A 21,463-nucleotide genomic window follows, 5' to 3' on the forward strand; every position below is an offset into this window, starting at 1 on the left:
ACCGGACGCCCCCTGGATATTCCAGGGGGCGTTCGCCGTTTCTACAGCGCGTAGGTGACTCCGGTGAGCCGCTCCGACGCTTCCCATACCCGCGCCGCCAGTTCCGGATCGAGCGCCTGTGCACTGGGTTCGTTCAGGACCGGGTAGCCCTTGGTGAAGCCGGTCGGCCCGAAGAGATCTCCGGGGTTGACGGCGGGGTCGGTGGCCGCCCGCAGCGTTGGGAGCGCACCCATTTCGACGGTCTGCATGGCGAACCGGAATACCCAGCGCAGCGACGGTCGCGACAGGAAGGTGACGGCGGGCCCGAGGTTCTGGGCGAAATCCGATTCGGCCGCCCCCGGATGCGCGGCGATCGACATCACTGCGGCGTCGGTGCCGTTGAGCCGCCGCTGCAACTCGAACGCGGTCAGCACATTGGCCAGCTTGGACTGCGCGTAAGCCTGGAATCCCTTGTAGGTGCGCCGTTCGAAGAACAGATCATCGAGATCGATCGGGGCATCCTTCTTGGAGGCGAACCCCGTGGTCACGGCCACCACCCGCCCGGCCGGCGCGGCCCGCAGCAAATCCAGCACCTGTCCGGTGAACGCGAACGGCCCGAGATGATTCGTCGCGAACGTCGTCTCGAACCCGTCCTCGGTGAGACTCCGTGCCCGGCTCAACATCCCCGCGTTGTTGACCAGCAGATCAACCCGCTCGACCTCGTCGTGCAGCCGCACCGCGGCCTTCCCCACCGACTCCAGCGAAGTCAGATCCAGTTCCACGAACAACAATTCGGCGTCCGGCACCCGCGCACGGATGAGATCCGCGGCCGCCCCGGCCTTCTCAGCGTTGCGGCACGCCATGACCACCCGAGCCCCATGCTCGGCCAGCCGGAGCGCGGTCTCGAGCCCCAGGCCGGCACTGGCTCCGGTGACGATCGCGGTGCGCCCGTGGAGATCCGGAATGTCAGCGGCGGTCCAGCGCGTGTTCTTGGTACCCATGCGTTACATCCTGAACGGTCCGCTTCCACTTAGCCCATCGACCGTCTCGAAATACCGCCCACCGCACCGTCTCCCGCTCCGGCATCCCCCTTTCCACCGGCTTCGGCGATTGGCGTGTTGTCGACCCGACTGGACGGCAGGACGCGCGCACGGGCGAGAGTCGCCCGCTGTCGTAAATCCGCGCACAGAAAAAGCCGTGGCGCGCTGGGTTATCCCGCGCGCCACGGCCTTACACGGTGTTCGTCAGATCGGGGTGACCTCGGAGACCAGCCAGCGGTTGCCGCTCTTCTCCAGGTCGACCCGCACCCGGCTGCCGCTCGCGGTGGCCTGGGGGTTGTCCTTGCTGGTGGTCATCTGGTTGAGGAACAGCAGCACCTTGGCGTGCTTGGTGTCGGCGTCGATGACGCCGGCCGCCTGGGTGGAGGCGATGACGGTGAGCTGCTTTTCCTTGGCGCCGGGGGCGATGGATTCGTTGACGAGCTTGAGGTAGTCGTCCTTGAAGCCGCCGGAGAGGTCGTCGGCGACCTTGGGCAGCTCCTTGTCGACGGAGTTGAAGTTGTAGCTGAACATCGACTCGACCGTCTTGCGGGCGGCGTCCACCGAATCGGTGCGGGCGTGGTCGAGCTGCTTCATGTGCCAGGCGTCGTAGCCGAACCAGCCGGCTGCCGCCAGCATGGCCACCATGACGGCCGCGATGGCCGAGATCCGGATGCGGTTCTTGCTCACGAGACGAACTCCAGCTTCGAGGCGGTGAACTGGTCACCGTCGTGGGTGATCGTCACACGGAATCGGTAGACGCGCTGCTGCGGCTGATCCGAGCCGGCGTTGGTGAGGTTCTGCTTGGCGGCGACGAGGATCTGGGCGGAGCGGTCGTCGTAGGACTCGACGGCGGTCTCCACGACCTGGCCGCTGGCCTTCACGTTCGCCTGCTTGATGACGTCGGCGTAAGCATCGCTGCGCGAGGAGTATTCGTCCTTGAGCTGGCCCGACGCCACCGAGAGCACCCGGTTGATGTCGTCCTTGACGGTGTCCACCTTGATGGTGGTGATATTGAGGACGGCCTGCTTGGCGGTCTGGGTGTAGTCCGCGCGCAGCTGCTCGTTCTTGTCCGCGGCGTTGTGTGCCGGAATCCAGAAGATCAGGCTGGTCGCCAGCGCGACCAGGCACAGCGCCGCCGCGGCGCCGAGCAGCAGGACCGGCCACTTGCGGCCATCCTTCGACTCCTCGTCCTCGGTGGTTGCCTCGGAGTCCTCGGTGTCGGCCGCGACCGCCGGAGCGCCCTCGACCACCTCGAGCGACTCGTCCTCCGGCTCAGCCGATTCCGCCGCGTCCGGAGCGTCGACGGCCTCCCCCGCGTCGGCGCCGGCTTCCGGCGTCACGACCGTCTTCGCGATCGTGACGCTGGTCTCGGCGACCTCGGGGGCTTCGGCCTCGGGGGTCGCGGCAGCAGCCTCGACACCCGCGGCCTTCACGGTGGTGACCTCCGCTATGGGTGCATCCCCGTCGTGGACCGGCGGTCCTTCTGACCGCACGGCCTTCCGCCGGGTCTTGCTGTTCACCACCGTGGGATCACTCATCGTTGTTGCTCCTGAAGCATTGTTTGCCAGTTAGCCGGCACGATGCCGGAACCATCGGGCCCGATATCGGCCTGGCGGGTGAGTACACCGTCCGGCCCGAGATACGTGCCACTCTTCGGATCGTACGTTCTCGTCGTCACACTCGCAGGCGCGGCTCCCGGTTGCCCGCCGGTCTCCAGCGAACTCGGAGTGAACGTGGGCTTGCCGTTGTTGTCCACCGGGTTCGGCTTACCGAAGGCCGGGTTGTCGCCGAGCGGCTGGTAGCCCTCGGGGGCGTGGCACTGTTCGACCGTGGCCGCTCGCTTCCCGGGCACGTCCATACAGGGGTTGTTGCGGACACCGCGGACCACGTCCGGGGAGTTCTGCGGAATCTTGCAGTACAGCCCCTTCGGGGTCTCCGGGACCGGACCCGTGTAGTCGGCCGGCGAGCGCCGGTCCTCAGGCGCCAGGAAGCCCGTGGTGCAGCCCTTCGGGTCATTGAGGCCGATCTTGAAGTCGACCTTGCCGCCGTACTCGGTCGGGCTGCCCTTGGCGAGCGTCATCAGCGCACCGATCAGCGGCGGGAAAATGACCAGCAACTGCTCCACGCTGGCGTGGTAGGTGACGCCGACCTGGCCGAGGCTGACCAGGTTCTGCGCCAGCAGCGGCACGGTCGGCTTCAAGTCCTCGAACAGCTCGGTGGCCTTGTTGAGCGCGCCCGGGCCGTGGTCGATCACATTGCGCAGCGCCGGATCGTGCTCGCGGAGTTGATCGGTGACGGTGGCCAGATCCTTGGTCCACCCGCGGATGGCGGAGTCGGACTCGATCTGGGTGTCCAGCAGCGGGCCGATCTTGTCGATCAGATCCTTGGTGGCATCGGTGTTGTTCTTGGCCTCCTGGACCAGCAGCGACGCGGAGTCGAGCAGCCGTTCCAGATCCGGGCCCGCGCCGTTGAAGGCGAGGAACGCCTGCTCGATCACCTGCTGCAGGCGGGTGTCCGCGACGCTGGAGAGCAGCCGGTCGGTGCGGTCCAGAATGCCGCCGATATCCATCGGCAGCTTGGTGCGGTCGACCGGGATGACCGAACCGTCGCGCAGATTGCCGCCCTGCGGGTTGTCCTTGGGCACCAGATCCACGTACTGCTCACCGATGGCCGAGACCGACTTGACCCAGGCGTCCACATCGGACGGGATCTTGAAGTCGGACTCGATGGACAGCTTGGCGTCGACACCCTGCGGGGTCAGCACCACCGAATCCACCTTGCCCACATTGGTTCCGCGGTAGGCGACATTGGCGTGCTCGTACAAACCGCCGGTAGCGGCCAGCTTCACCGTCACGTCGTACCGGCCGATGCCGAACATGGCGGGCAGCTTCACGTACTCCCCACCCATCACCGTGATGCCGATGACGGTCAGCACGGTGAAGATGGCGAGCTGAATCTTGACGAAGCGACTCAGTTTCATTTGCCCGGATCCCCTTGCGGCACGGTGATTCCGGGAATGGCGGGCAGGCCCGGAATGTTCAGGCCCGGCAGGCCGGGCACGGTCGGCGACGGCTGGGTCGAGGACGGTTGCTGCTGCAGCGGAGTCTTGGCGGGATCGCCCTGATCGCCCGCCACACCGGCTCCTTGGCCGAGCGCACCCTCCACACCGCCGAACCGTCCACCCAGCGGGGTTCCGGTCAGGAAGTTGGAATCCAGCCGGGCCGCGGTCAGGTCGAAGGTGATCTTCACGTTCATGTAGTCACCGCGGATGTACCGGTCGATGTACTTGAAGGGGAACGGGAAGGTCAGCATCATGTTCAGCGACCTGGTGAAGTTGTCGCTGGTGTCGGCGATCTTTTCCAGAGTCGGTCCCAGATCGGCGATCTCGGCCTTCAGATCGTCACCGGCATTGTCGATGATCCGTTTGACCACCTCGCTGAGGTCACCCGCCGCGGTCAGCGCGTTGGTGATCTGCTCCCGCTTGTTCGCGAGCACGGTCAGCGCGGGATGGATGTTGTCGATCGCGCTCGCGACCCGATCCTTCTCCTGCACAAGCGTTCCCGACAACCGGTCGAGCCCGCTCATCGCGTTGATGATGTCGGTGGTCTGGGCGTTGAGCGTCCCGACCATCTGGTTCAACTGCGGCAGCAGGTCGCGGATCGCGTCGGTGCGGCCGGTGAACGCGGTGTTCAGTTCGTGGGTGATGTTCTCCAGCTGGCTGATACCGCCGCCGTTGAGCACCACCGACAACGAGGACAGCGTCTGCTCGGTGGTCGGGTACTGTCCCGCCCGCTCCAGCGTGATGGTGTCACCGTCGTGCAACTGCCCGGTGGCGGGAATATCGGCCGGCGCGGCCAATTCGACGTGATTACTGCCCAGCAGCGAGGTCTGCCCGATCTTCGCGATGGCGTTCGCGGGCAGCTTCACGTCCTTGTCGAGCCCGATGCTGACCAGCGCGTGCCAGTCCTGCACCTCGATACCGGTGACGGTACCGACCGTCACGTCGTTCACCAGGACCGGCGAATTGCGGGTCAGAGTGGTGACATTCGGCATCTGCACCTTGATGTGCCAAGCATCGGAACCGGTTCCGGCGGAACCCGGCATGGAGACGGTGTTGAGGCCGTCCCAATCACATCCGGTGGCGCTCAGAGCGACCGCGACACCGATCGCCAGGCCCGCCACCCCGCGGCGACGAGTATTCATCAGTTCCCTCCCGGAATGGCGAGGCCCGAAAGCCCGTTCGGGATCCCGACCGGCGCCCGTTCGCCCTGTCCGGCGTAGCGCGCGGCGACGTCGGGCGTACTGGGCACCAGCTGGCGCGGCAACGCCGTGGCGCCCGTACCGTCGTTCATGAGCAGCGGTGGGTAGTTCATCGCCAGGTTCTGGATCACCGGGGCCAGGTACTGCGCACACATCTGGGCGCTCTCATGGCCGTTGCCGGTGGAGAGGTTGTCGATGGAGCCACAGATGAAGCTCAAAGGTGAGTTGAAGCCGGCGAACACCGGATAGCCGGCGACCGTGCCCTGCGCGGGGTTGTACAGCTGATAGAAGTTCACGAGAGCGGTCGGCGCGGTGTGCAGCACCTGTTCGATCTGAGGCTTGCTCTGTACCAGCGTGTTGGTGACGTCGGCGAGCTGCGCCAGGTCCGTGCTGAGCGCCCCGCCGTGCGAGTCGAGGAACTTCTTCACATCGGAGACCGCGGAGTCCAGATTGTCCAAACCCGCTCCGAGATCACCGGATACGCCCGCCAGCACCTGTGACACCGACGCCAGCCGGCCGCCGAACTGCACGATCTGGTCGTTGCTCTTGGAGAGCACGTCCACGAACTGCTGCAGGTTCTTGATGGTGCCGAACAGGTCGGTGCGACCGTCCGACAGCGTGGTCAGCGTGGCCGACAGCTCCTTGAGGGTGTCGCGGAAGGCCTGGCCGTTGCCGTCGAGGTTGTCGGCGGCGGTATTGACGAAGCGCCCGAACGAGCCCTGCTTGTCCTCGCCGACCGGGCCGAGAGACGTTGCCAGCTTGTTCAATTCGGTCTTGATGTCGTCCCACTCGACCGGGACGGCGGTCCGCTCGAGCGGAATGACCGAGCCGTCGTGCATCTTCGCGCCGCCGGTGTAGGCCGGGGCCAGCTGAATGAACCGGGCCGACACCACGGACGGGGAGACCAGCACGGCCTTGGCGTCGGCGGGGATGTCGACGCCGCGGTCGATGGTCATCTTGACCGTGGCCTTGTCCTTGCCGGGATCCACGGAGTCGACGGTGCCCACGCGGACACCGAGTATCCGCACCTCGTCGCCCTTGTACAGGCCGACGGTGGACGGGAAGTAGGCGGTGATCTGCGGCTTGCCGATCCGGGAGATCCCGGTGTACGCACCCCCGGCCACGATCGCGGCCAATGCCACGATCGCCGCCACGCGGGTCCAGCGCGGCAGACCGCGGATTTTGTCGAGCAAAGTCGTCATTTCGGCAGCTCCGTGATCAGCGGGCGAGGCTGGAGGCCGCCGCTCTGCATGTTCTTCAGCGCTTCGGGCAGGTTCTGCGGCCAGACCAGCGCGTCGGAAAGAGCCTGCAGCATCGGGCTGTTCCAGTTGACGATGTACGCCTGGAAATACGGACCGCTGCCGACCTGCTCACCGAGCGCACCGGCGTAGGGGCCGAGCGCGTCGAGCGCGTCGGAGATGTTCTGCTTGTTCTTCTGCAGCAGTCCCAGCACCGAATTCAACTTGTCCAGAGCCGGTTTCAGCGCCACCTGATTGTCGTTGACGAAGCCGCTGAGCTGTTTGGCCAGGCCGTTGATGTAGGTGATCAGCTGGCTGATCGCGCCCCGGCGGGCATCCAGTTCACCGAGCAGGTTGTTGCCGTCCACGAGCAGCGAATTGATCTTCGCGGCCCGATCGGACAGCACCTTGGTGACGCCCTGGGCCTTGCCCAGCAGGTCCGTCAGCGCCTTGTCGCGGGTGTTGATGCTCTTGGACAGCTGGGTGATGCCGTCCAGTGCCGAGCGCAGCGGAGCCGGCGTGTCCTTGAAGGTGCTCGACAGCGCGTCCAGGGTCTGGTTGACCCGGTCCATGTCGAGGTCCTTCACGGTGCCGGACAGATCCTGCAGCGCGTCGTTGAGCGAGTACGGAGACGTGGTGCGCTCCAAGGGAATCGGCTGATCACGCTTCAGCGCGCCGTCCCCTTCCGGAGCCACCTCGAGCGACTTGCGGCCCAGCACCGTGTTGGTCTTGATCGCGGCGGTGGTCTTCGTGCCCAGCACGATCGACTCGTCCATGGTGAAGGTGACCTTCACCTTCGGGCCGTCCAGCGCCACTTTGTCCACCCGGCCGGACTTCACGCCGGCCACCTGGACCTGATCACCCGGCAGCAGTCCGCCCGCGTCGGCGAAGTACGCGCTGAACTGCGCGCCCGAGCGGACGAACGGCAGCCGATCGAATTGCAGGGCGGTGAGGCAGATGCTCACGACCACGACGATGCCGACGACGCCGATATTGATGACGCGTTGTCCCATGACTATCCACACCTCCCGTCGAACTGGCTGCCAGGCAGGGCGAGACGCACGTCCTTGCCGTCGGGCCCAGTGAACATGATGTCGGTGCTGCACGCGTAGATGTTCAGGAACGATCCGTAGGCACCGATGCGGGTCAGCTTCTTGTAGGTACTCGGCAGCGCCGAGAGCACCGTCTGGAACTCGTCGCGGCCGTCGTCGAGAACCGTTGCCGCGCGGCCCAACTGCTCCACCGTGTTCTTCAGGTCCGGCCGGGCCGTCCTGAGCAGGTCGGTGAGATCACCGGTGGCTCCGGCGATCCGGGGCAGGGCCGCGCCGATCGGGTCCTTGTCCGCGGCCAATCCACTGACCAGACGCTGCAATTCGTCCAGGGTGGTGCCGAAGGCCTTGTCGCGGTCGTCGATGGTGGCCAGCACCGTCTTCAGGTTCTCGATCACGCTGCCGATCAGGGCATCGCGGGAGGAGAGGGTCTTGCCGAAGTCGCCGCCGCTGTTCAGCAGCGAGACCAGCGTGCCGCCCTGTCCCTGGAAGATCTGCAGCAGCGCCTCGGTCAGGCTGTTGACCTGGGTCGGATTCAGGCCGCGCAGCAGCGGTTTGAACCCACCCAGCAGCATGTCCAGATCCAGCGCGGGCTGGGTGTGGTCGAGATCGATGGTGCCGCCGGAGCGCAGCGCGGTCGCCGTGCCCGGGCCGTCCATCAGTTCGAGGTAGCGGTCGCCGACCAGGTTCTCGTACCGGATGGCCGCTTTGGTGCTGGCGTAGAGCTTGTACTTGCGGTCCACGTCGAACTCGACGTGCGCCTGGTGGTCCTTGCCGACGTAGACCCGGCTCACCGAACCGACCGGGACGCCCGCGATCCGCACCTTCGACCCGGGCAGCATGCCCGAGGACGAGGTGAACACCGCGCGATAGCCGGTCTCGCGGGCGAACCGCATCTGGCTGAAGACGACCACCAGCAGCGCCAGGATCAGCAACATGGCGATGCCGAAGATGCTGAGTTTGACCGTGGTGGCGTGTGGTTTGAATTTCACTTCTTACCCACCCCAGGCAGCTGGTCGAAAAGAATCTCGAAGACGGTCTTGGACGCGTGCGGCTGCGTCGGCGGCGCCCAGATATGACCCTCCGAGGTATCGGTCATCAGGTAGTTGGCCTTCTGGCCGCCCGTCAGGTCGTAGGTGTTCTCGCAGTGCGGGCCGCCGGTGGCGTTCACCTTCGGCAGGTCCTCGGGGAACGAGTACGGCGTACCGCTCGGCATGATGCCGGCGTTCATGGAGAAGGCCGGGTACCGGCCACCGATCAGCTCATCCATCAGCGGCACGTTCAGACCGAAGGTCATGATGGTGCAGTACAGCGCCGACCGGTACTCGAACAGCAGATCCGTGGTGGGCCGCAACAGGTTCAGCGACTTGATCAGATCGTTCTCGTTGGGCTTCAGCACCGAGTTCGAGGTGTCGGCCAACCCGATGAGGTTGGTCAGCAGATCGTCCACGCGAGCCTGCTCATCGGTAATCGTCTTACCGGTGACCTGCATGTTGTCGGTGACGCGCAGCAGGTCCCCGACGGTGTCGGAGTAGGTGCCGGTGACCGAGGCGGTCTTGCGCAGGTCCTCCTGCAACGTGGGCAGCGAGGGGTTGATCTGCTTGAGGAACTCGTCGCTGTCCGACAGCAGCAGGCCCAGCTTCTCGCCGCGACCCTGCAGGGCGGTGCCCAGCGCGGTCAGCGTGGCGTTCAGCTTCTCCGGCTGCACCTTGTTGAGCACGTCGCTCAAATGCTGGAACAGCGTATTGAATTCGACGGTCACGCCATCGGCCTGCACCACGGCTCCCGCGTGCAGCTGCCCCGACGGGTTCTGCGGCTCGATGAAGTTGATGTACTTCGCGCCGAACACGGTGGTGGAGTTGATGTCCACGGTGGCGTTGGCCGGCACCAGCTTCAGCTTGTCCGGATCCATGGAGAGTTCGATGCGTGCGCCCTCGGGCGTCTCGTTGATCGACTTGACCCGGCCGATCTCGACACCGCGGATCTTCACCTTGGCGTCGCGATCCATGACCAGACCCGCGCGCGGCGAATTGACAGTCACCATAGCGGTATTCGTGAAACCGCCGGCGAAACTCACCAGGCAGAACACGACTACGGCGACCAGGCCGAGCACCAGGCCGGCGCCGGCCAGCCGAATCACCCACCCCTGGTCGAGGTAGCGCTTCGGCGCCGGCTTCTGGACGAACGGCGAGCCGATCGGGCTCGCCGTCCCGCCTTGTTGTTGAACCATGTGTTCGTCCCGCCCCTACCCGGAGAGATGGAAATTGCCGGAGGTGCCGTAGATGGCCAGCGACATCAGCAGCGTCACCGTGACGACTGCGATCAGCGAGGCCCGCACCGCATTACCTACCGCCACGCCTACGCCGACCGGTCCGCCCGCGGCGTTGTAGCCGTAGTAGGTGTGGATCAGCATGACCGCCATGGCCATGAAGATCGCCTGCGCGAAGGACCAGAGGATGTCGCTGGGGATCAGGAAGGTCGAGAAGTAGTGGTCGTACACACCGGCCGACTGCCCGTAGATCTGCACCGTCGCGAAACGCGAGGCGATGAACGAGGCGATGACCGCCAGTGAGTACAACGGGATGATGGCGAGGATGCCCGCCAGCATGCGGGTACCCACCAGGAAGGGGATGGGCCGGATGGCCATCACCTCGAGGGCGTCGATCTCTTCGGAGACGCGCATGGCGCCCAATTGTGCCGTGGTTCCCGCGCCCAGCGTCGCCGCCAGGCCGATGCCCGAGATGACCGGTGCCGCGATGCGAACGTTGATGAACGCCGCGAAGAAGCCGGTGAGGGCCTCGACGCCGATATTGCCGAGCGAGCTGTAGCCCTGCACGGCGATGGTGCCACCGGCGGCCAGGGTCAGGAAGCCGACGATCACGACGGTGCCGCCGATGACCGCGAGAGCGCCGGTGCCCATCGAGATCTCGGCGATCAGCCGGATGGTCTCGGTGCGGTAGTGCACCAGCGCCTTGGGCACCGACGCGATCGAGCGCGCGTAGAACACCGCGTGCTTGCCGACCGAGTCGAGCGCCTCGGTGAAGCGCTGAAAGCGCTTGGTCACCTTGGGAAAACGAGACTGGATTACGAAAGCCATCTGATCACCGCGCCGCGAACTTGATGCTGATGGCGGTCATCACGACGTTGATGACGAACAGTGCCATGAAGGCGAACACGACCGTCTGGTTCACGGCGTCGCCGACACTCTTGGGACCGCCCTTGACGTTCAGGCCCAGGTAGCAGGCGACCAGTCCGGCGACGAGACCGAACAGCATGGCCTTCACCTCGGAGATGACGAGCTCCGGGAGATGGGTCAGCAGGGTGATGCCGTTGACGAACGCGCCCGGGTTCACGCCCTGCAAGAAGACCGAGAACACGAAGCCGCCCAGGATGCCGATGGCGGACACCAGGCCGTTGAGCAGGAAGGCCACGAACATCGAGGCCAGCACGCGCGGAACCACCAGGCGCTGAATCGGATCGATGCCGAGCACCTTCATCGCGTCGATCTCTTCGCGGATGGTGCGGGCGCCGAGGTCGGCGCAGATGGCCGTCGCGCCCGCGCCGGCCACGATGAGCACCGTGACCATCGGGCCGATCTGGGTGATCGCACCGAAGGCCGCACCCGCGCCCGAGAGGTCGGCCGCACCGATCTCGCGCAAAAGAATGTTGAGCGTGAACACCACGAGCACGGTGAACGGAATCGCCACCATCAGTGTGGGAAACATGGAGACCCTGGCGATGAACCAGGACTGATCGATGAATTCCCGTCGCTGGAACGGGGGCCGTACTGCAGCGCGAGCGACCGCGCCGGCGAGTTCGAAGAACCCTCCGACCGCCCGCAGCGGTACGGCAAGGACTTCATTCATTCCCGCTATTCCTCCTGCCCCTGCCTAGCGATAGCAACCGAAATCTGAATGTGATCTCGGTCCCGCCGAAGATTAGAACACGTTCTCATACGGTTCGGGAAGGTTTCCAATGCTTTGAACAGGCCCTCTTTCTGAACTGGTGTCCAGTTTCAAGAACATGTTCAGGTGAGCCTAACCGTCAGACGTATGCCGCATTGTGAGGCGACACACATAGTTGATCCCCATTCCTACCAATGTTCGATCTCGCGATCAACTGCAGGGTCGGGGGCCGGGTCCGTCAAGACGACACGCGGCCCCCATACGGGGAAATCGAGGTGAAAACCTCAGCCCAGATCCTTCAGGGAGGAAGCCGAGAAAGTGGCGTCCGACGCGCGATCGGCGAAGTAGCCGCCGAGGGTCTCGGCCAGGCCCTCACGGGTGAACTCGCCGACGGCGTCGAAGCGCTGCTCGACGACGGGCGCCGCCATCAGGGCCACCATCGGGCCGTAGACGACGAACAGCTGGCCGGTGATCTTCTCGGCCGCCGGGGAGGCCAGGAAGGCCACCAGGCGCGCGACGTGATCGGGCGACAGCGGGTCCGGGCCCTCGTCGGGAGCCGCGGAGAAGACGTTCTCGGTCATGGCGGTACGCGCGCGGGGGGCGATCGCGTTGGCGCGCACACCGACCTGCTCCAGAGCACGGGCCGCGGACAGCGTCAGCGCGGTGATACCGGCCTTGGCCGCACCGTAGTTCGCCTGACCGGCGGGGCCGAGCAGACCGGCCTCGGAGGACGTGTTGATGATGCGCCCGTAGACGGGGGCACCGGTCTCCTTGAACTTGGCACGCCAGTAGGCGGCCGCGTTGCGGGTCAGCAGGAAGTGCCCGCGCAGGTGCACGGCGACGACCGCGTCGAAGTCCTCGTCGGACATGTTGAACAACATCTTGTCCCGGGTGATCCCGGCATTGTTGACCACGATGTCCAGGCCGCCGAGAGACTCCTCCGCGGTACGGATGATGGCATCGGCGGTGGACCGCTCGGCAATGCTGCCGCCGACGAACTCCGCCTTCACGCCCAGCGCCCGGATATCGGCGAGGGTTGCGCTGACCGCGTCGTTCTCGGCAAGGTCGTTGACAATGATCGACGCGCCCGCGCGGGCCAGCTCGAGGGCTTCGGCCCGGCCGAGCCCGGCGCCGGCACCGGTAACGACGGCAACCCGGCCGGAAAGACTCACATCAGATTCGCTCACGACGGCGACTCTAGAACGTGTTCCACCCGCCGGGCAAGGACCGGTCCCGACGGGCGGGGCCAGCCTCAGACCAGCTTCAGCGCGGCCTTGGGGCACTGCGCCACGGACGACTCGATGTCCTTGCGGTTGTCCTCGGTGACCGCGACCTCGTTGACGTGCAAGTTGTCGTCGTCATCGAGATCGAACACGTCAGGGGCGATTCCAACGCAGATCCCGTTCGCTTCGCACTGATCGAAATCGACGATGACCTTCATAGTTCTCTCCTTCAACACAGGTTCAGCACGAGCCTAACAAGCAGACCCCCGCCCGGAACAGCAAAGTAGCCCTAACCGGAACCAATACTGGAACATGTTTCACTCGCGTGCGATGATCGGCAGAACCGAGAAACGAAGGCTAGAGGTACTGCTATGCGTATCGCCTACACGCCGCAACAGGAACAGCTGCGTGCCGAGCTGCGTGACTATTTCACCAAGCTCATCACTCCCGAACGGCGGCAAGCGCTTTCGGCCCAGACCGGAGAGTACGGCGAGGGCAATGTCTACCGCGAGGTCGTCGAGGAGATGGGCCGCGACGGCTGGCTCGCCCTGGGCTGGCCCAAGGAGTACGGCGGCCAGGACCGGTCCACCATGGATCAGCTGATCTTCACCGACGAGGCCGCCATCGCCGGCGCCCCGGTGCCGTTCCTGACCATCAACTCGGTCGCGCCGACCATCATGCACTACGGCACCGAGGAGCAGAAGAAGTTCTTCCTGCCCAAGATCGCCGCCGGTCAGCTGCACTTCGCCATCGGCTATTCGGAGCCCGGCGCCGGCACCGACCTGGCCTCGCTGCGCACCTCCGCGGTCCGCGACGGCGACGACTGGATCATCAACGGCCAGAAGATGTGGACCTCCCTCATCGCCTACGCCGACTACGTGTGGCTGGCCGCGCGCACCGACCCGAATGCCAAGAAGCACAAGGGCATCTCGATGTTCATCATGCCGACCGACGCCGAGGGCTTCTCCTGGACGCCCGTGCACACCATGGCCGGTCCGGACACCTCCGCCACCTACTACCAGGACGTGCGGGTCAAGAACTCCGACATGGTGGGCCCGGAGAACGGCGGCTGGGCGCTGGTCACCAACCAGCTCAACCACGAGCGCGTCGCGCTGACCTCCTCCGCGCCGCTGGCCCTGGCCGTCGCCCAGGTCACCGAGTGGGCGCGCAACACCAAGACCGCCAACGGCCAGCGCGTCATCGACCAGGAATGGGTGCAGGTCTCGCTGGCCCGAATCCACGCCAAGGTCGAATACCTGAAGCTGACCAACTGGGAGATCGCCTCGCGCGCCGACCAGGGCGGCGACGCCGCGCCGCGGCCGTGGGACGCCTCCGCCACCAAGGTGTACGGCACCGAACTGGCCACCGAGGCCTACCGGGCGCTGATGGAGATCCTCGGCCCGCAGGCCTACCTGCGCCAGGACTCGGCGGGCTCGCAGCTGCGCGGCCGCCTCGAGCGCATGCACCGCGCCTGCCTGATCCTCACCTTCGGCGGCGGCACCAACGAGGTGCAGCGCGACATCATCGCCATGACCGCCCTCAAGCAGCCCGCCGCCGCGCGCTAGCTGTGCCCATCAGCGATGTGAGCGGGCCCTACGTGGTTACGCAAGCTGCCTCCTCCGGGCCTGACCCTCACATCGCACGAAAACCAAGGTACCCATCATGGATTTCACCCTCACCGAGGCGCAGCAGGATCTGGCCCGCCTCACCGCCGAGGTCACCGGCAAGCTGGTCACCGCCGACCGGCTGCGTGAGCTCGACAAGAACACCGACGCCGACGGCAACCGCACCGTGCGCTTCGACGCCGGCCTGTGGGACTCGCTCGCCGAGACCGGCGTGCTGGCCGCGGCCCTGCCGGAGAGCGTGGGCGGCAGCGACTTCGGCGTGCTCGAGCAGACCGCCATCCTGCGCGAGATCGGCAAGTCCGTCGCCCCCGTGCCCTACCTGTGGTCGATCGTGCTCGGCGCGGGCGCGCTCGCGCAGTTCGGTTCCGCCGCCCAGCGCGAACTGGCCGCCCAGGCCGCGACCGGCGAGGTCATCCTCACCGCCGCGCTGAGCGAGGAGCGCAACTGGGAGCCGGCCAAGCCCGTCACCACCGCCATCGCGGGCGACGGCTGGCAGCTCACCGGCCTCAAGACCACCGTGCCCTTCGCCCGCCAGGCGGCGCGAATCCTGGTGTCCGCCAGCGTCGACGGCGCCCCCGCCGTCTTCCTGGTCGACCCGTCGCACGCCTCAGTGCGCATCGAGGACCAGATCGTCACCGACCGCTCCCCCGAGGCCGAGGTCGAATTCGCCGGCACTCCCGCCGAACTGGTGGGCACCCTCGAACAGGGCGGCGAGATCCTGACCTGGCTGCTGGAGCGCGCCTGGCTCGGCCTGGCCGCCACCCAGCTCGGCGTCGTCGAGAAGGGCCTGGAACTGGTCGCCGACTACGCCCGCGAGCGCGAGCAGTTCAACCGCAAGATCGGCAGCTTCCAGGCCGTGGCCCAGCGCCTCGCCGACGGCTACATCGACGTGCAGGGCGTGCGCCTGGCCGTGCAGCAGGCTGCCTGGCGGATCGCCGAGGGCCTGCCCGCCACCGCCGAGGTGCACACCGCCAAGTTCTGGGCCGCCGAGGCCGGACACCGCGTCGCCCACACCGTGGTGCACGTGCACGGCGGCGTCGGCATCGACCGCGACCACATCGTGAACCAGTACTTCACGGCGGCCAAGCACAACGAGTTCGCGCTCGGCGGCGCGACCGATCACCTGCGCGCCCTGGGCTCCCTGCTCGCCGACGCGCAGTAAGAACGAACAACTCTCGTCATCTCAGGGGCTAGCACCTGAGACCCCACGGCCCGGTTGGGCCTGGAGACTCGGCCGACCCTGCAAACGCGGCCGACGGCGAGGCGGTGGCTCCCATACCGGCCACTGCCTCGCCGTTTCCGTGTCACCACCTCGCCGTTCTCCGTGTCGGGGAACGGTTTGTGCCGTCACGGCACCAGCGGACCCACGAGGACCTGCTTGCCCTCGGCCCAGTTCCCCTGCCAGCTCAGTGCGGCGTCGTCGAGCTCCTTGCGAGCCCACAGCGCCAGCAGCAGATCGGACGCGGCGCCGGAGAGTTCGGCCACCGGCGCGCCCGGGCCGTAGGTCCAGCTGTCGCCGGTGTCGGTGGCGCGCACGCTGATCGCCGCGGTCGGCTCGCTCGCCAGGCCGCGCAGGATCATGCGAGGCGCGAACAGTTCGAACACCTCGGTCACACCGTCGGCGGCGAGCGCCGGATCGAACGCCTCGGCCGTGCCCAGCGCATCCTGGCCGTCCCACAGGTGCATGAGGGTTTCCTGCGCGCGGCGACGCTGCCAGAAGCCGACCTTGCGCGGCATCTGCGAGGTGAAGGTCCAGGCCGGAGTCTCGGGATCGACCGACAGCGCGTCGATCATCGCCTTCGCCGTGCCGTCGTACCAGGTCCGCAGTCCCACCGGGTCCTTGGGCGCGGGCTCGCCCTGAAAGTCCCCCCGCTGCTCCAGGACCGCCGTGGTCACCCACAGATTCCCCTGACCGACATGGTCGGCCAGGTCATAGAAGGTCCAGTCGCCGCAGGACGGGACGGGCGTGGACAGCTCGACCTCCGGCGTGATCAGTTCGCCGAACTCGTTCAACTTCTCGCGCGCAACGGCCAGGAAATCCATGCGGCTCACGCTAAACAGAGAAACCGCAGCGTGCCAGCCATATCCGGCCGGTGGTGCGCGAAATTCGGCCAAACCTCCGGTGTCGCGCGGATGCTCAGGACTCGAGTTCGCGGACCGAGAAGACTCGCTCCCCCACCTGTTCGGGGTGTTCGGGCGACGGCTCCAGCTCGCGCAGCAACGCCTCTCCGCGGGCGTCGCGGCGGATGGCGCGGCCCAGTTCGGCGGCGGCGCGATAGTGGGCCGGGGTGCGCAGGGTGTGCCGGACAGCGCGGGCGATGCGCTGCGGAGCGGCCGTGCGCGGCAGGACGATTCCGGCGTCGTGACCGCGGACGCGGGCGGCGTTGTCGGCATGGTCGCGACCGTGCGGGAGGACCACGACCGGCAGGTCGGCGGCGAAGGATTTCATCAGCGTGCCGTGGCCGCCGTGGGTGACGACCAGGCTGGCGTGGCGCATGATCTCGCGGTGCGGGGCGTCGCGCAGGACCGACACATTATGGGGCACACGGAGTTCGGCGGGATCGATCGCGGGTCCGGTGGTGATGACGCCGCGCACCGGTAGCTGGCCCAACGCCTCGGAAATTCTTTGCAGGCAGTCGGTTTGACGCTGGAACGTGGTGGACAACGCGACCAGCACCAGCGGATCGCCGCCGTCGGTCTGAGTCCAGGTGGTGTCGGCGACCCAGTCGGGTTCGTCGAGGATGGGGCCGACCCAGCGCACCCCGTCGGGTCCCTGACCGGGGAAATCGAAAGCGGCACTGGACAAGACGAGCTGACGGCGGGCCAGTCGCGCCTGATCCTGGTAGTGCGCCAGACGTTCCAGCCCGAAATCCGAGCGCAGGGCGTTGAGCTTGGGTAGCAGCTCCTCGTCCCAGCGCCGCTGCACCAGCGAACCGACCAAACGGTCACGTAGCCGCCCGACCGGTCCGTGCGCGGGCGCGAAGCCGCTGCCCGGCGGCGGACCGCCCTCCACCGGCAGCGGATAGACACCCGGGATCAGCACCGAGAACGGCGTCTCACAGGCCTGCGCGGCGACCATGGCGCCGAAGGCGAAGAACGAGGCCAGCACCAGATCGGGCCGATTCGCGTCGATCTCGTCGGCGGTGTCGCGCGCGAATCCGGCCCCGGCCCGGGGGCGCAGCCGCGCGCCCGTCGCGGCCACCGCCTCGGCCAGCGATTCCTCCGCCAGCACCGTCACCCGATGGCCCCGGCGCACCAGCCGTCGCACCACCCCCAGCTCGGGCGGAACCGTTCCCCCGCTGCCGGTGAGGGCGATCAGATAGCTGTGGCTCATCGGGCACCTCCACCGGCAACTCTCGCACGACCGATGAGTTTCCCGCACCCGCTTCGTCCTCATCAGTACATCGAATGAGAGAGGGAACGCGCCACCATGCCGAGCAAGATGATCTTCATCAATCTGCCCGTCGCCGACCTGGACCGGTCCAAGCGCTTCTACGAGTCCGTCGGCTGGAAGGTGAATCAGGACTTCACCGACGGCAACGCCGCCTGCATCGTGGTCGACGACAACATCTGCGTCATGCTGCTGACGCACGAGTTCTTCACGACCTTCGGCCGCCGCCCGCTGGGCGACACCCGCGGCACCGTCGGCAGTGTCTACTCCCTCGCCCTGGGCAGTACCCACGAGGTCGACGCGCTGCTGGAGGCCGCTCTGGCCGCGGGCGGCCAGGAGGAGGTCAGCGCGGACCGCCGGGCCCAGGAATCCGAGGTCGGCATGTACGGCCGCACCTTCCTCGACCCCGACGGCCACCAGTGGGAACCGTTCTACATGGCTTATCCTGTGTGATCGATGCGCGCCGATTGTCCTGAGTCCGAAGGCCCCCACGGGATATCACTGGGCGCGTACATCAAACGGGAACGACTCCGCCACGGCATGACCCAGCGCGCCGTCGCCGAGGCGCTGCACATGTCCCGCAGCGGGTACGAGAAGATCGAGAACGGGCAGCGCCTCCCGCATCCCAGCATGCTCAACGCGCTGGCCGTGCTCTTCGAGATACCGGTGAACCGGCGGCGGGTGCTGTGGTCGATCGCCACCGGCGACGACCTGTCGGTGTCGGCCGCGGCCGGGGGCTCGGTGACCGACGGCATGCTGGCTTTCATGCGCAACCTGCGCGGCCCCGCCTCCCTGCACCAGGTTCCCGAGAACAATATTCTGGCGGCCAATGCGGTGGCCTGCCGCCTGTTCCCGTGGCTGGATCCGCGGCTCGGCGCTCCCGACCGCCCCCTCAACGTCATCGTCGCCACGATGAACGAACCTCGGGCATCCGAATACCTGGTCAACTGGGCCGATTTCGTTCACCGCCTGGTCTGGGCGCTCACGGAGTACTCCCTGGCGAACACCCCGGTCGAACGCGTCCGCGAGATCCGCGAAGCCTGCCGGTCGAGCCCCGAATTCGACCGCATCTGGAACACCCCGTGCCCACGCCGGATCCTCGACGACGATTCCCTCCTGCTCCGCGACCCCGCCACCGGAGTCGTCACGGAATACCAAATGGACTGCCTGCGCTGGGCGTTCCCGAACCGAGACGTGGAGCTCTTCAGCCTCACGCCCCGTCACCCCGACCCCGCCACGGCCGATCCCGACACCTCGGACATCGCCCTCTGGTAATCCGCAAATCCGGCTGCCACCCAATACGGGTGACCTGCTGATCTTGATCTTGGTCAGCCCGGCGGCGAGGGTAGAGGGACCGCGGGCCGGGTTCATGTCTACACCTGGACAGGAGGGGATCGGCCCGCGGAACATTCCCGGCGCGGGCGGCCGTGACAGCTTCCTGCCATCCGGTGAACCGGTGCTCCACTCCCGTGAAAACCAGGGTGGATCCATGGCTTTCAACGTTGCAGACCTTTTCGAGCACGCGGTCGACGCGGTCCCGGAGCGGACCGCCCTCATCTGCGAGGACCGCCGCCTCACCTACCGCGAACTCGACGAGCGGGCCAATCGGCTCGCCCACCACCTGGCCACCCGCGGCATCGGCCGCGGCGATCACGTCGGCGTCTACTCCCGCAATTCCATCGAAGCGCTGGAAACGATGCTGGCGACCTTCAAACTGCGCGCCGTATCGGTGAGCGTGAATTATCGGTATGTGGCCGACGAGGTGCGCTATATCGTCGAGAACGCGGATTTGAAAGCAATTATCCACGAAGCGGAATTCACCGAAATCATCGCCGAGGTACGCGACTCCGCTCCGGACCTGACCGAAACACTCGCCATCGGGACCGAATACGATGCCGCGCTCGCCGCCCAATCCCCGGAACGCGATTTCGGACCGCGCAGCGGCGACGATCTGTACATCCTCTACACCGGCGGCACCACCGGCATGCCCAAGGGCGTCATGTGGCGGCACGAGGACGTCTGGCGGACACTCGGTGGCGGCATCAATCACGTGACCGGCGAATACGTCTCGGACGAATGGGAATTGGCGAGGAACGCCGCCGCCGCGCCCGAGGGGATCGTCATGGCCCCGCTCTCGCCGCTCATCCACGGTGCGGCGCAGTGGGCCGCCTTCATGGGTCTGAATGCCGGCGGCACAGTCGTTTTCGTCCCGCGGTTCGATGCGCACGAAGTCTGGCGGGCCGTGCGGCGGCACGGCGTCCATGTACTCACCGTGGTCGGGGACGCCATGGCCAAACCGCTGCTGGAGGCGTACCACGCGGGTCGGTACGAGGTTCCGACCCTCTGGGCGTTCAGCAGCCACGCCGCGCTGTTCTCGCACTCGCTCAAACAGCAGTACCTCGAGGCCTTCCCCAACCTGTTCATCACCGACGTGATCGGGTCCTCGGAGAGCGGCAGCACCGGTTTGTCCACGGTCACCAAGGATTCCGACCACACCCAGGGCCCGCGGGTGAATTTCGGCGCGCAGTCCGCCCTGCTGGATGACGACGGGCGGCTCGTCGAGCCTGTATCCGGCGCGGTGGGCCGGATGGCGCGAACCGGCCACGTTCCACTCGGGTACTACAAGGACCCGGAGAAGACGAAGACGATCTTCTTCGAGGTCGACGGCAAACGGTATGTGGCGCCGGGCGATTACGCGCGCTACGAGGCCGACGGCACCGTCACCCTGCTCGGACGCGGCTCGGAATGCGTCAATACCGGTGGCGAGAAGGTCTTCCCGGAGGAGGTCGAGACGGCGTTGAAGTCCCATCCGGACGTCTTCGACGCGCTGGTCATCGGCATTCCGGACGAGCGGTTCGGGCAGGCCGTGGCCGCGGTGACGCAACCGCGACCCGGTGCGGTGATCGACCTCGCCGACCTGGACGCACACCTGCGCACCAAGGTGGCGGGATACAAAGCGCCGCGCGGATATTGGCTGGTGGACGCGGTCATGCGGCAGCCCAGCGGCAAGGCTGACTATCCCGCCGCCAAGCGCTACGCGAGCGAGCACGCGGACGAGATGCGCTCGCCTCGCTGACGATCGAGCAGCGCCGACACGGTCCGCCGGTGTCGCTCAGCTCAGCAGCCCGAGTTCCCGCACCCGCACCCCGAGCTGGAAGCGGGTGCTGACCTCGAAGCGGGCCATGAGCTGAGCGACATAGCGCCGATAGGTGCGCAGCGACACCCCCAGCACTCGCGCCGCCGTCTCGTCCTTGGCCCCGGAGTGGAGCTGCTCGACCACCGCCAACGCGACCGAGTCCAGCCCCTCCCGCAGCTCCAGGTGGTCCCGCAACCTCCGCGCCGAATGCCAGGTGCTGGTGGCGAACTGGTGCACCACCCCGAGCAGGGCGGGCTCGGCCACCAGATACCCGCGCGGCTGCTGCCCCGGTGCGGCCGCCCACAGCGCCGCCCGCTCCCGATCGACGATCAGCGCATTGCAGAAGTCCGTGTCGGTCACCCGGATCTGCGAGCCGAGCGTGAACTGCCGCAGCACCGACTGCCGGCCCCGGCTGCCCACATAGGCCGTCGACAACAGCAGCCGCACCTTCTTCCCGGCCTCGTGCAACTGCCGGAAAACCGTGTCCTCCGCACCGTATTCGGTCTCCGGCCGCACCGGCCGGGCGATGGCCATCACGGCTTCGTGACGCACTCCCACCAGCATGCGGCGCAGGTTCTCCGCCCATTGCTCGTCCGCGTTCAGCTCGACGGTCACGA

21 protein-coding genes are annotated in these 21,463 nt (G+C 66.8%); 5 read left to right on the plus strand and 16 right to left on the minus strand.

Going from position 1 to position 21,463, the window contains the following annotated elements; translation table 11 throughout:
* Window positions 1–41: 41 nt before the first annotated feature.
* The 13 genes from ABZ412_RS20780 to ABZ412_RS20840 all read right to left on the minus strand — a co-directional run bounded on the left by ABZ412_RS20780 (window position 42) and on the right by ABZ412_RS20840 (window position 12,912).
* On the minus strand, window positions 42–980 hold the full coding sequence (locus ABZ412_RS20780) for an oxidoreductase (RefSeq protein ID WP_357282721.1): 939 nt from the start codon (window positions 978–980) through the stop codon (window positions 42–44).
* Between the two features lie 243 nt (window positions 981–1,223).
* Complete coding sequence (locus tag ABZ412_RS20785) at window positions 1,224–1,706, minus strand: h domain protein (protein ID WP_357282723.1); 483 nt, start codon at window positions 1,704–1,706, stop codon at window positions 1,224–1,226.
* A complete protein-coding gene (locus tag ABZ412_RS20790; RefSeq protein ID WP_357282724.1) occupies window positions 1,703–2,557 on the minus strand; it encodes a hypothetical protein in 855 nt (284 codons plus the stop codon). Before ABZ412_RS20790 ends, ABZ412_RS20785 begins: the two co-directional genes overlap by 4 nt.
* Window positions 2,554–3,999, minus strand: a complete 1,446-nt coding sequence (locus ABZ412_RS20795; RefSeq protein WP_357282726.1) for an MlaD family protein — start codon at window positions 3,997–3,999, stop codon at window positions 2,554–2,556. Before ABZ412_RS20795 ends, ABZ412_RS20790 begins: the two co-directional genes overlap by 4 nt.
* Window positions 3,996–5,222 (minus strand): MCE family protein, encoded by a 1,227-nt coding sequence (locus ABZ412_RS20800; protein WP_357282727.1) that lies wholly within the window; start codon window positions 5,220–5,222, stop codon window positions 3,996–3,998. Before ABZ412_RS20800 ends, ABZ412_RS20795 begins: the two co-directional genes overlap by 4 nt.
* The gene (locus tag ABZ412_RS20805) at window positions 5,222–6,481 is read right to left on the minus strand and encodes an MCE family protein (protein WP_357282728.1); all 1,260 of its coding nucleotides are present in this window, start codon (window positions 6,479–6,481) and stop codon (window positions 5,222–5,224) included. The genes ABZ412_RS20800 and ABZ412_RS20805 overlap by 1 nt, the downstream gene beginning before the upstream one ends.
* Complete coding sequence (locus ABZ412_RS20810) at window positions 6,478–7,530, minus strand: MCE family protein (protein WP_357282730.1); 1,053 nt, start codon at window positions 7,528–7,530, stop codon at window positions 6,478–6,480. Before ABZ412_RS20810 ends, ABZ412_RS20805 begins: the two co-directional genes overlap by 4 nt.
* 2 nt (window positions 7,531–7,532) lie before the next feature.
* Window positions 7,533–8,558 carry an MCE family protein gene (locus tag ABZ412_RS20815; RefSeq protein ID WP_357282731.1) on the minus strand — a complete coding sequence of 342 codons (1,026 nt, stop codon included), beginning with the start codon at window positions 8,556–8,558 and terminating at the stop codon, window positions 7,533–7,535.
* The gene (locus ABZ412_RS20820) at window positions 8,555–9,796 is read right to left on the minus strand and encodes an MCE family protein (RefSeq protein ID WP_357282732.1); all 1,242 of its coding nucleotides are present in this window, start codon (window positions 9,794–9,796) and stop codon (window positions 8,555–8,557) included. The genes ABZ412_RS20815 and ABZ412_RS20820 overlap by 4 nt, the downstream gene beginning before the upstream one ends.
* Before the next feature lie 15 nt (window positions 9,797–9,811).
* Window positions 9,812–10,663 (minus strand): ABC transporter permease, encoded by an 852-nt coding sequence (locus ABZ412_RS20825; RefSeq protein ID WP_357282734.1) that lies wholly within the window; start codon window positions 10,661–10,663, stop codon window positions 9,812–9,814.
* 4 nt (window positions 10,664–10,667) lie between these two features.
* A complete protein-coding gene (locus tag ABZ412_RS20830; RefSeq protein WP_357282736.1) occupies window positions 10,668–11,432 on the minus strand; it encodes an ABC transporter permease in 765 nt (254 codons plus the stop codon).
* 323 nt (window positions 11,433–11,755) lie between these two features.
* Window positions 11,756–12,658 carry a 3-oxoacyl-ACP reductase gene (locus ABZ412_RS20835; RefSeq protein ID WP_357282738.1) on the minus strand — a complete coding sequence of 301 codons (903 nt, stop codon included), beginning with the start codon at window positions 12,656–12,658 and terminating at the stop codon, window positions 11,756–11,758.
* A 65-nt stretch (window positions 12,659–12,723) separates the two neighbouring features.
* On the minus strand, window positions 12,724–12,912 hold the full coding sequence (locus tag ABZ412_RS20840) for a ferredoxin (protein ID WP_213558270.1): 189 nt from the start codon (window positions 12,910–12,912) through the stop codon (window positions 12,724–12,726).
* 153 nt (window positions 12,913–13,065) lie between these two features.
* Here ABZ412_RS20840 and ABZ412_RS20845 point away from each other — a divergent pair, with 153 nt between their 5' ends.
* Together ABZ412_RS20845 and ABZ412_RS20850 are read left to right on the plus strand one after the other, a co-directional pair.
* Entirely contained in the window at window positions 13,066–14,259 is a 1,194-nt protein-coding gene (locus ABZ412_RS20845) for an acyl-CoA dehydrogenase family protein (protein WP_357282739.1), read from the plus strand.
* Window positions 14,260–14,356: 97 nt separating this feature from the next.
* Window positions 14,357–15,481: an acyl-CoA dehydrogenase family protein gene (locus ABZ412_RS20850; RefSeq protein WP_357282741.1), complete on the plus strand. Its 1,125-nt coding sequence runs from the start codon at window positions 14,357–14,359 to the stop codon at window positions 15,479–15,481.
* A 185-nt stretch (window positions 15,482–15,666) separates the two neighbouring features.
* On the opposite strand, the gene ABZ412_RS20855 is transcribed toward ABZ412_RS20850, so the two are convergent.
* Window positions 15,667–16,362 (minus strand): maleylpyruvate isomerase family mycothiol-dependent enzyme, encoded by a 696-nt coding sequence (locus tag ABZ412_RS20855; protein WP_357282742.1) that lies wholly within the window; start codon window positions 16,360–16,362, stop codon window positions 15,667–15,669.
* Window positions 16,363–16,456: 94 nt separating this feature from the next.
* Window positions 16,457–17,653, minus strand: a complete 1,197-nt coding sequence (locus tag ABZ412_RS20860) for a nucleotide disphospho-sugar-binding domain-containing protein (protein ID WP_357282744.1) — start codon at window positions 17,651–17,653, stop codon at window positions 16,457–16,459.
* 96 nt (window positions 17,654–17,749) lie between these two features.
* Here ABZ412_RS20860 and ABZ412_RS20865 point away from each other — a divergent pair, with 96 nt between their 5' ends.
* The 3 genes from ABZ412_RS20865 to ABZ412_RS20875 all read left to right on the plus strand — a co-directional run bounded on the left by ABZ412_RS20865 (window position 17,750) and on the right by ABZ412_RS20875 (window position 20,786).
* Window positions 17,750–18,163 carry a VOC family protein gene (locus ABZ412_RS20865; RefSeq protein WP_357282746.1) on the plus strand — a complete coding sequence of 138 codons (414 nt, stop codon included), beginning with the start codon at window positions 17,750–17,752 and terminating at the stop codon, window positions 18,161–18,163.
* A 3-nt stretch (window positions 18,164–18,166) separates the two neighbouring features.
* A complete protein-coding gene (locus tag ABZ412_RS20870) occupies window positions 18,167–18,985 on the plus strand; it encodes a helix-turn-helix domain-containing protein (protein WP_357282748.1) in 819 nt (272 codons plus the stop codon).
* A gap of 214 nt (window positions 18,986–19,199) precedes the next feature.
* Window positions 19,200–20,786 (plus strand): acyl-CoA synthetase, encoded by a 1,587-nt coding sequence (locus tag ABZ412_RS20875; RefSeq protein WP_357282749.1) that lies wholly within the window; start codon window positions 19,200–19,202, stop codon window positions 20,784–20,786.
* A 36-nt stretch (window positions 20,787–20,822) separates the two neighbouring features.
* Here ABZ412_RS20875 and ABZ412_RS20880 read toward each other — a convergent pair whose 3' ends face one another.
* Complete coding sequence (locus ABZ412_RS20880; protein WP_357282750.1) at window positions 20,823–21,461, minus strand: hypothetical protein; 639 nt, start codon at window positions 21,459–21,461, stop codon at window positions 20,823–20,825.
* Between the last annotated feature and the right edge of the window lie 2 nt (window positions 21,462–21,463).

It is taken from the genome of Nocardia sp. NPDC005746, from assembly GCF_040630785.1.
Taxonomy (GTDB): domain Bacteria; phylum Actinomycetota; class Actinomycetes; order Mycobacteriales; family Mycobacteriaceae; genus Nocardia.

What these genes read in the sequence shown, in the direction of transcription:
- ABZ412_RS20780 (WP_357282721.1), bottom strand. Translation starts at nt 980, where the DNA reads ATGGGTACCAAGAACACGCGCTGGACCGCCGCTGACATTCCGGATCTC.
- ABZ412_RS20790 (WP_357282724.1), bottom strand. Translation starts at nt 2,557, where the DNA reads ATGAGTGATCCCACGGTGGTGAACAGCAAGACCCGGCGGAAGGCCGTG.
- ABZ412_RS20795 (WP_357282726.1), bottom strand. Translation starts at nt 3,999, where the DNA reads ATGAAACTGAGTCGCTTCGTCAAGATTCAGCTCGCCATCTTCACCGTG.
- ABZ412_RS20800 (WP_357282727.1), bottom strand. Translation starts at nt 5,222, where the DNA reads ATGAATACTCGTCGCCGCGGGGTGGCGGGCCTGGCGATCGGTGTCGCG.
- ABZ412_RS20805 (WP_357282728.1), bottom strand. Translation starts at nt 6,481, where the DNA reads ATGACGACTTTGCTCGACAAAATCCGCGGTCTGCCGCGCTGGACCCGC.
- ABZ412_RS20810 (WP_357282730.1), bottom strand. Translation starts at nt 7,530, where the DNA reads ATGGGACAACGCGTCATCAATATCGGCGTCGTCGGCATCGTCGTGGTC.
- ABZ412_RS20820 (WP_357282732.1), bottom strand. Translation starts at nt 9,796, where the DNA reads ATGGTTCAACAACAAGGCGGGACGGCGAGCCCGATCGGCTCGCCGTTC.
- ABZ412_RS20825 (WP_357282734.1), bottom strand. Translation starts at nt 10,663, where the DNA reads ATGGCTTTCGTAATCCAGTCTCGTTTTCCCAAGGTGACCAAGCGCTTT.
- ABZ412_RS20830 (WP_357282736.1), bottom strand. Translation starts at nt 11,432, where the DNA reads ATGAATGAAGTCCTTGCCGTACCGCTGCGGGCGGTCGGAGGGTTCTTC.
- ABZ412_RS20840 (WP_213558270.1), bottom strand. Translation starts at nt 12,912, where the DNA reads ATGAAGGTCATCGTCGATTTCGATCAGTGCGAAGCGAACGGGATCTGC.
- ABZ412_RS20845 (WP_357282739.1), top strand. Translation starts at nt 13,066, where the DNA reads ATGCGTATCGCCTACACGCCGCAACAGGAACAGCTGCGTGCCGAGCTG.
- ABZ412_RS20850 (WP_357282741.1), top strand. Translation starts at nt 14,357, where the DNA reads ATGGATTTCACCCTCACCGAGGCGCAGCAGGATCTGGCCCGCCTCACC.
- ABZ412_RS20855 (WP_357282742.1), bottom strand. Translation starts at nt 16,362, where the DNA reads ATGGATTTCCTGGCCGTTGCGCGCGAGAAGTTGAACGAGTTCGGCGAA.
- ABZ412_RS20860 (WP_357282744.1), bottom strand. Translation starts at nt 17,653, where the DNA reads ATGAGCCACAGCTATCTGATCGCCCTCACCGGCAGCGGGGGAACGGTT.
- ABZ412_RS20865 (WP_357282746.1), top strand. Translation starts at nt 17,750, where the DNA reads ATGCCGAGCAAGATGATCTTCATCAATCTGCCCGTCGCCGACCTGGAC.
- ABZ412_RS20870 (WP_357282748.1), top strand. Translation starts at nt 18,167, where the DNA reads ATGCGCGCCGATTGTCCTGAGTCCGAAGGCCCCCACGGGATATCACTG.
- ABZ412_RS20875 (WP_357282749.1), top strand. Translation starts at nt 19,200, where the DNA reads ATGGCTTTCAACGTTGCAGACCTTTTCGAGCACGCGGTCGACGCGGTC.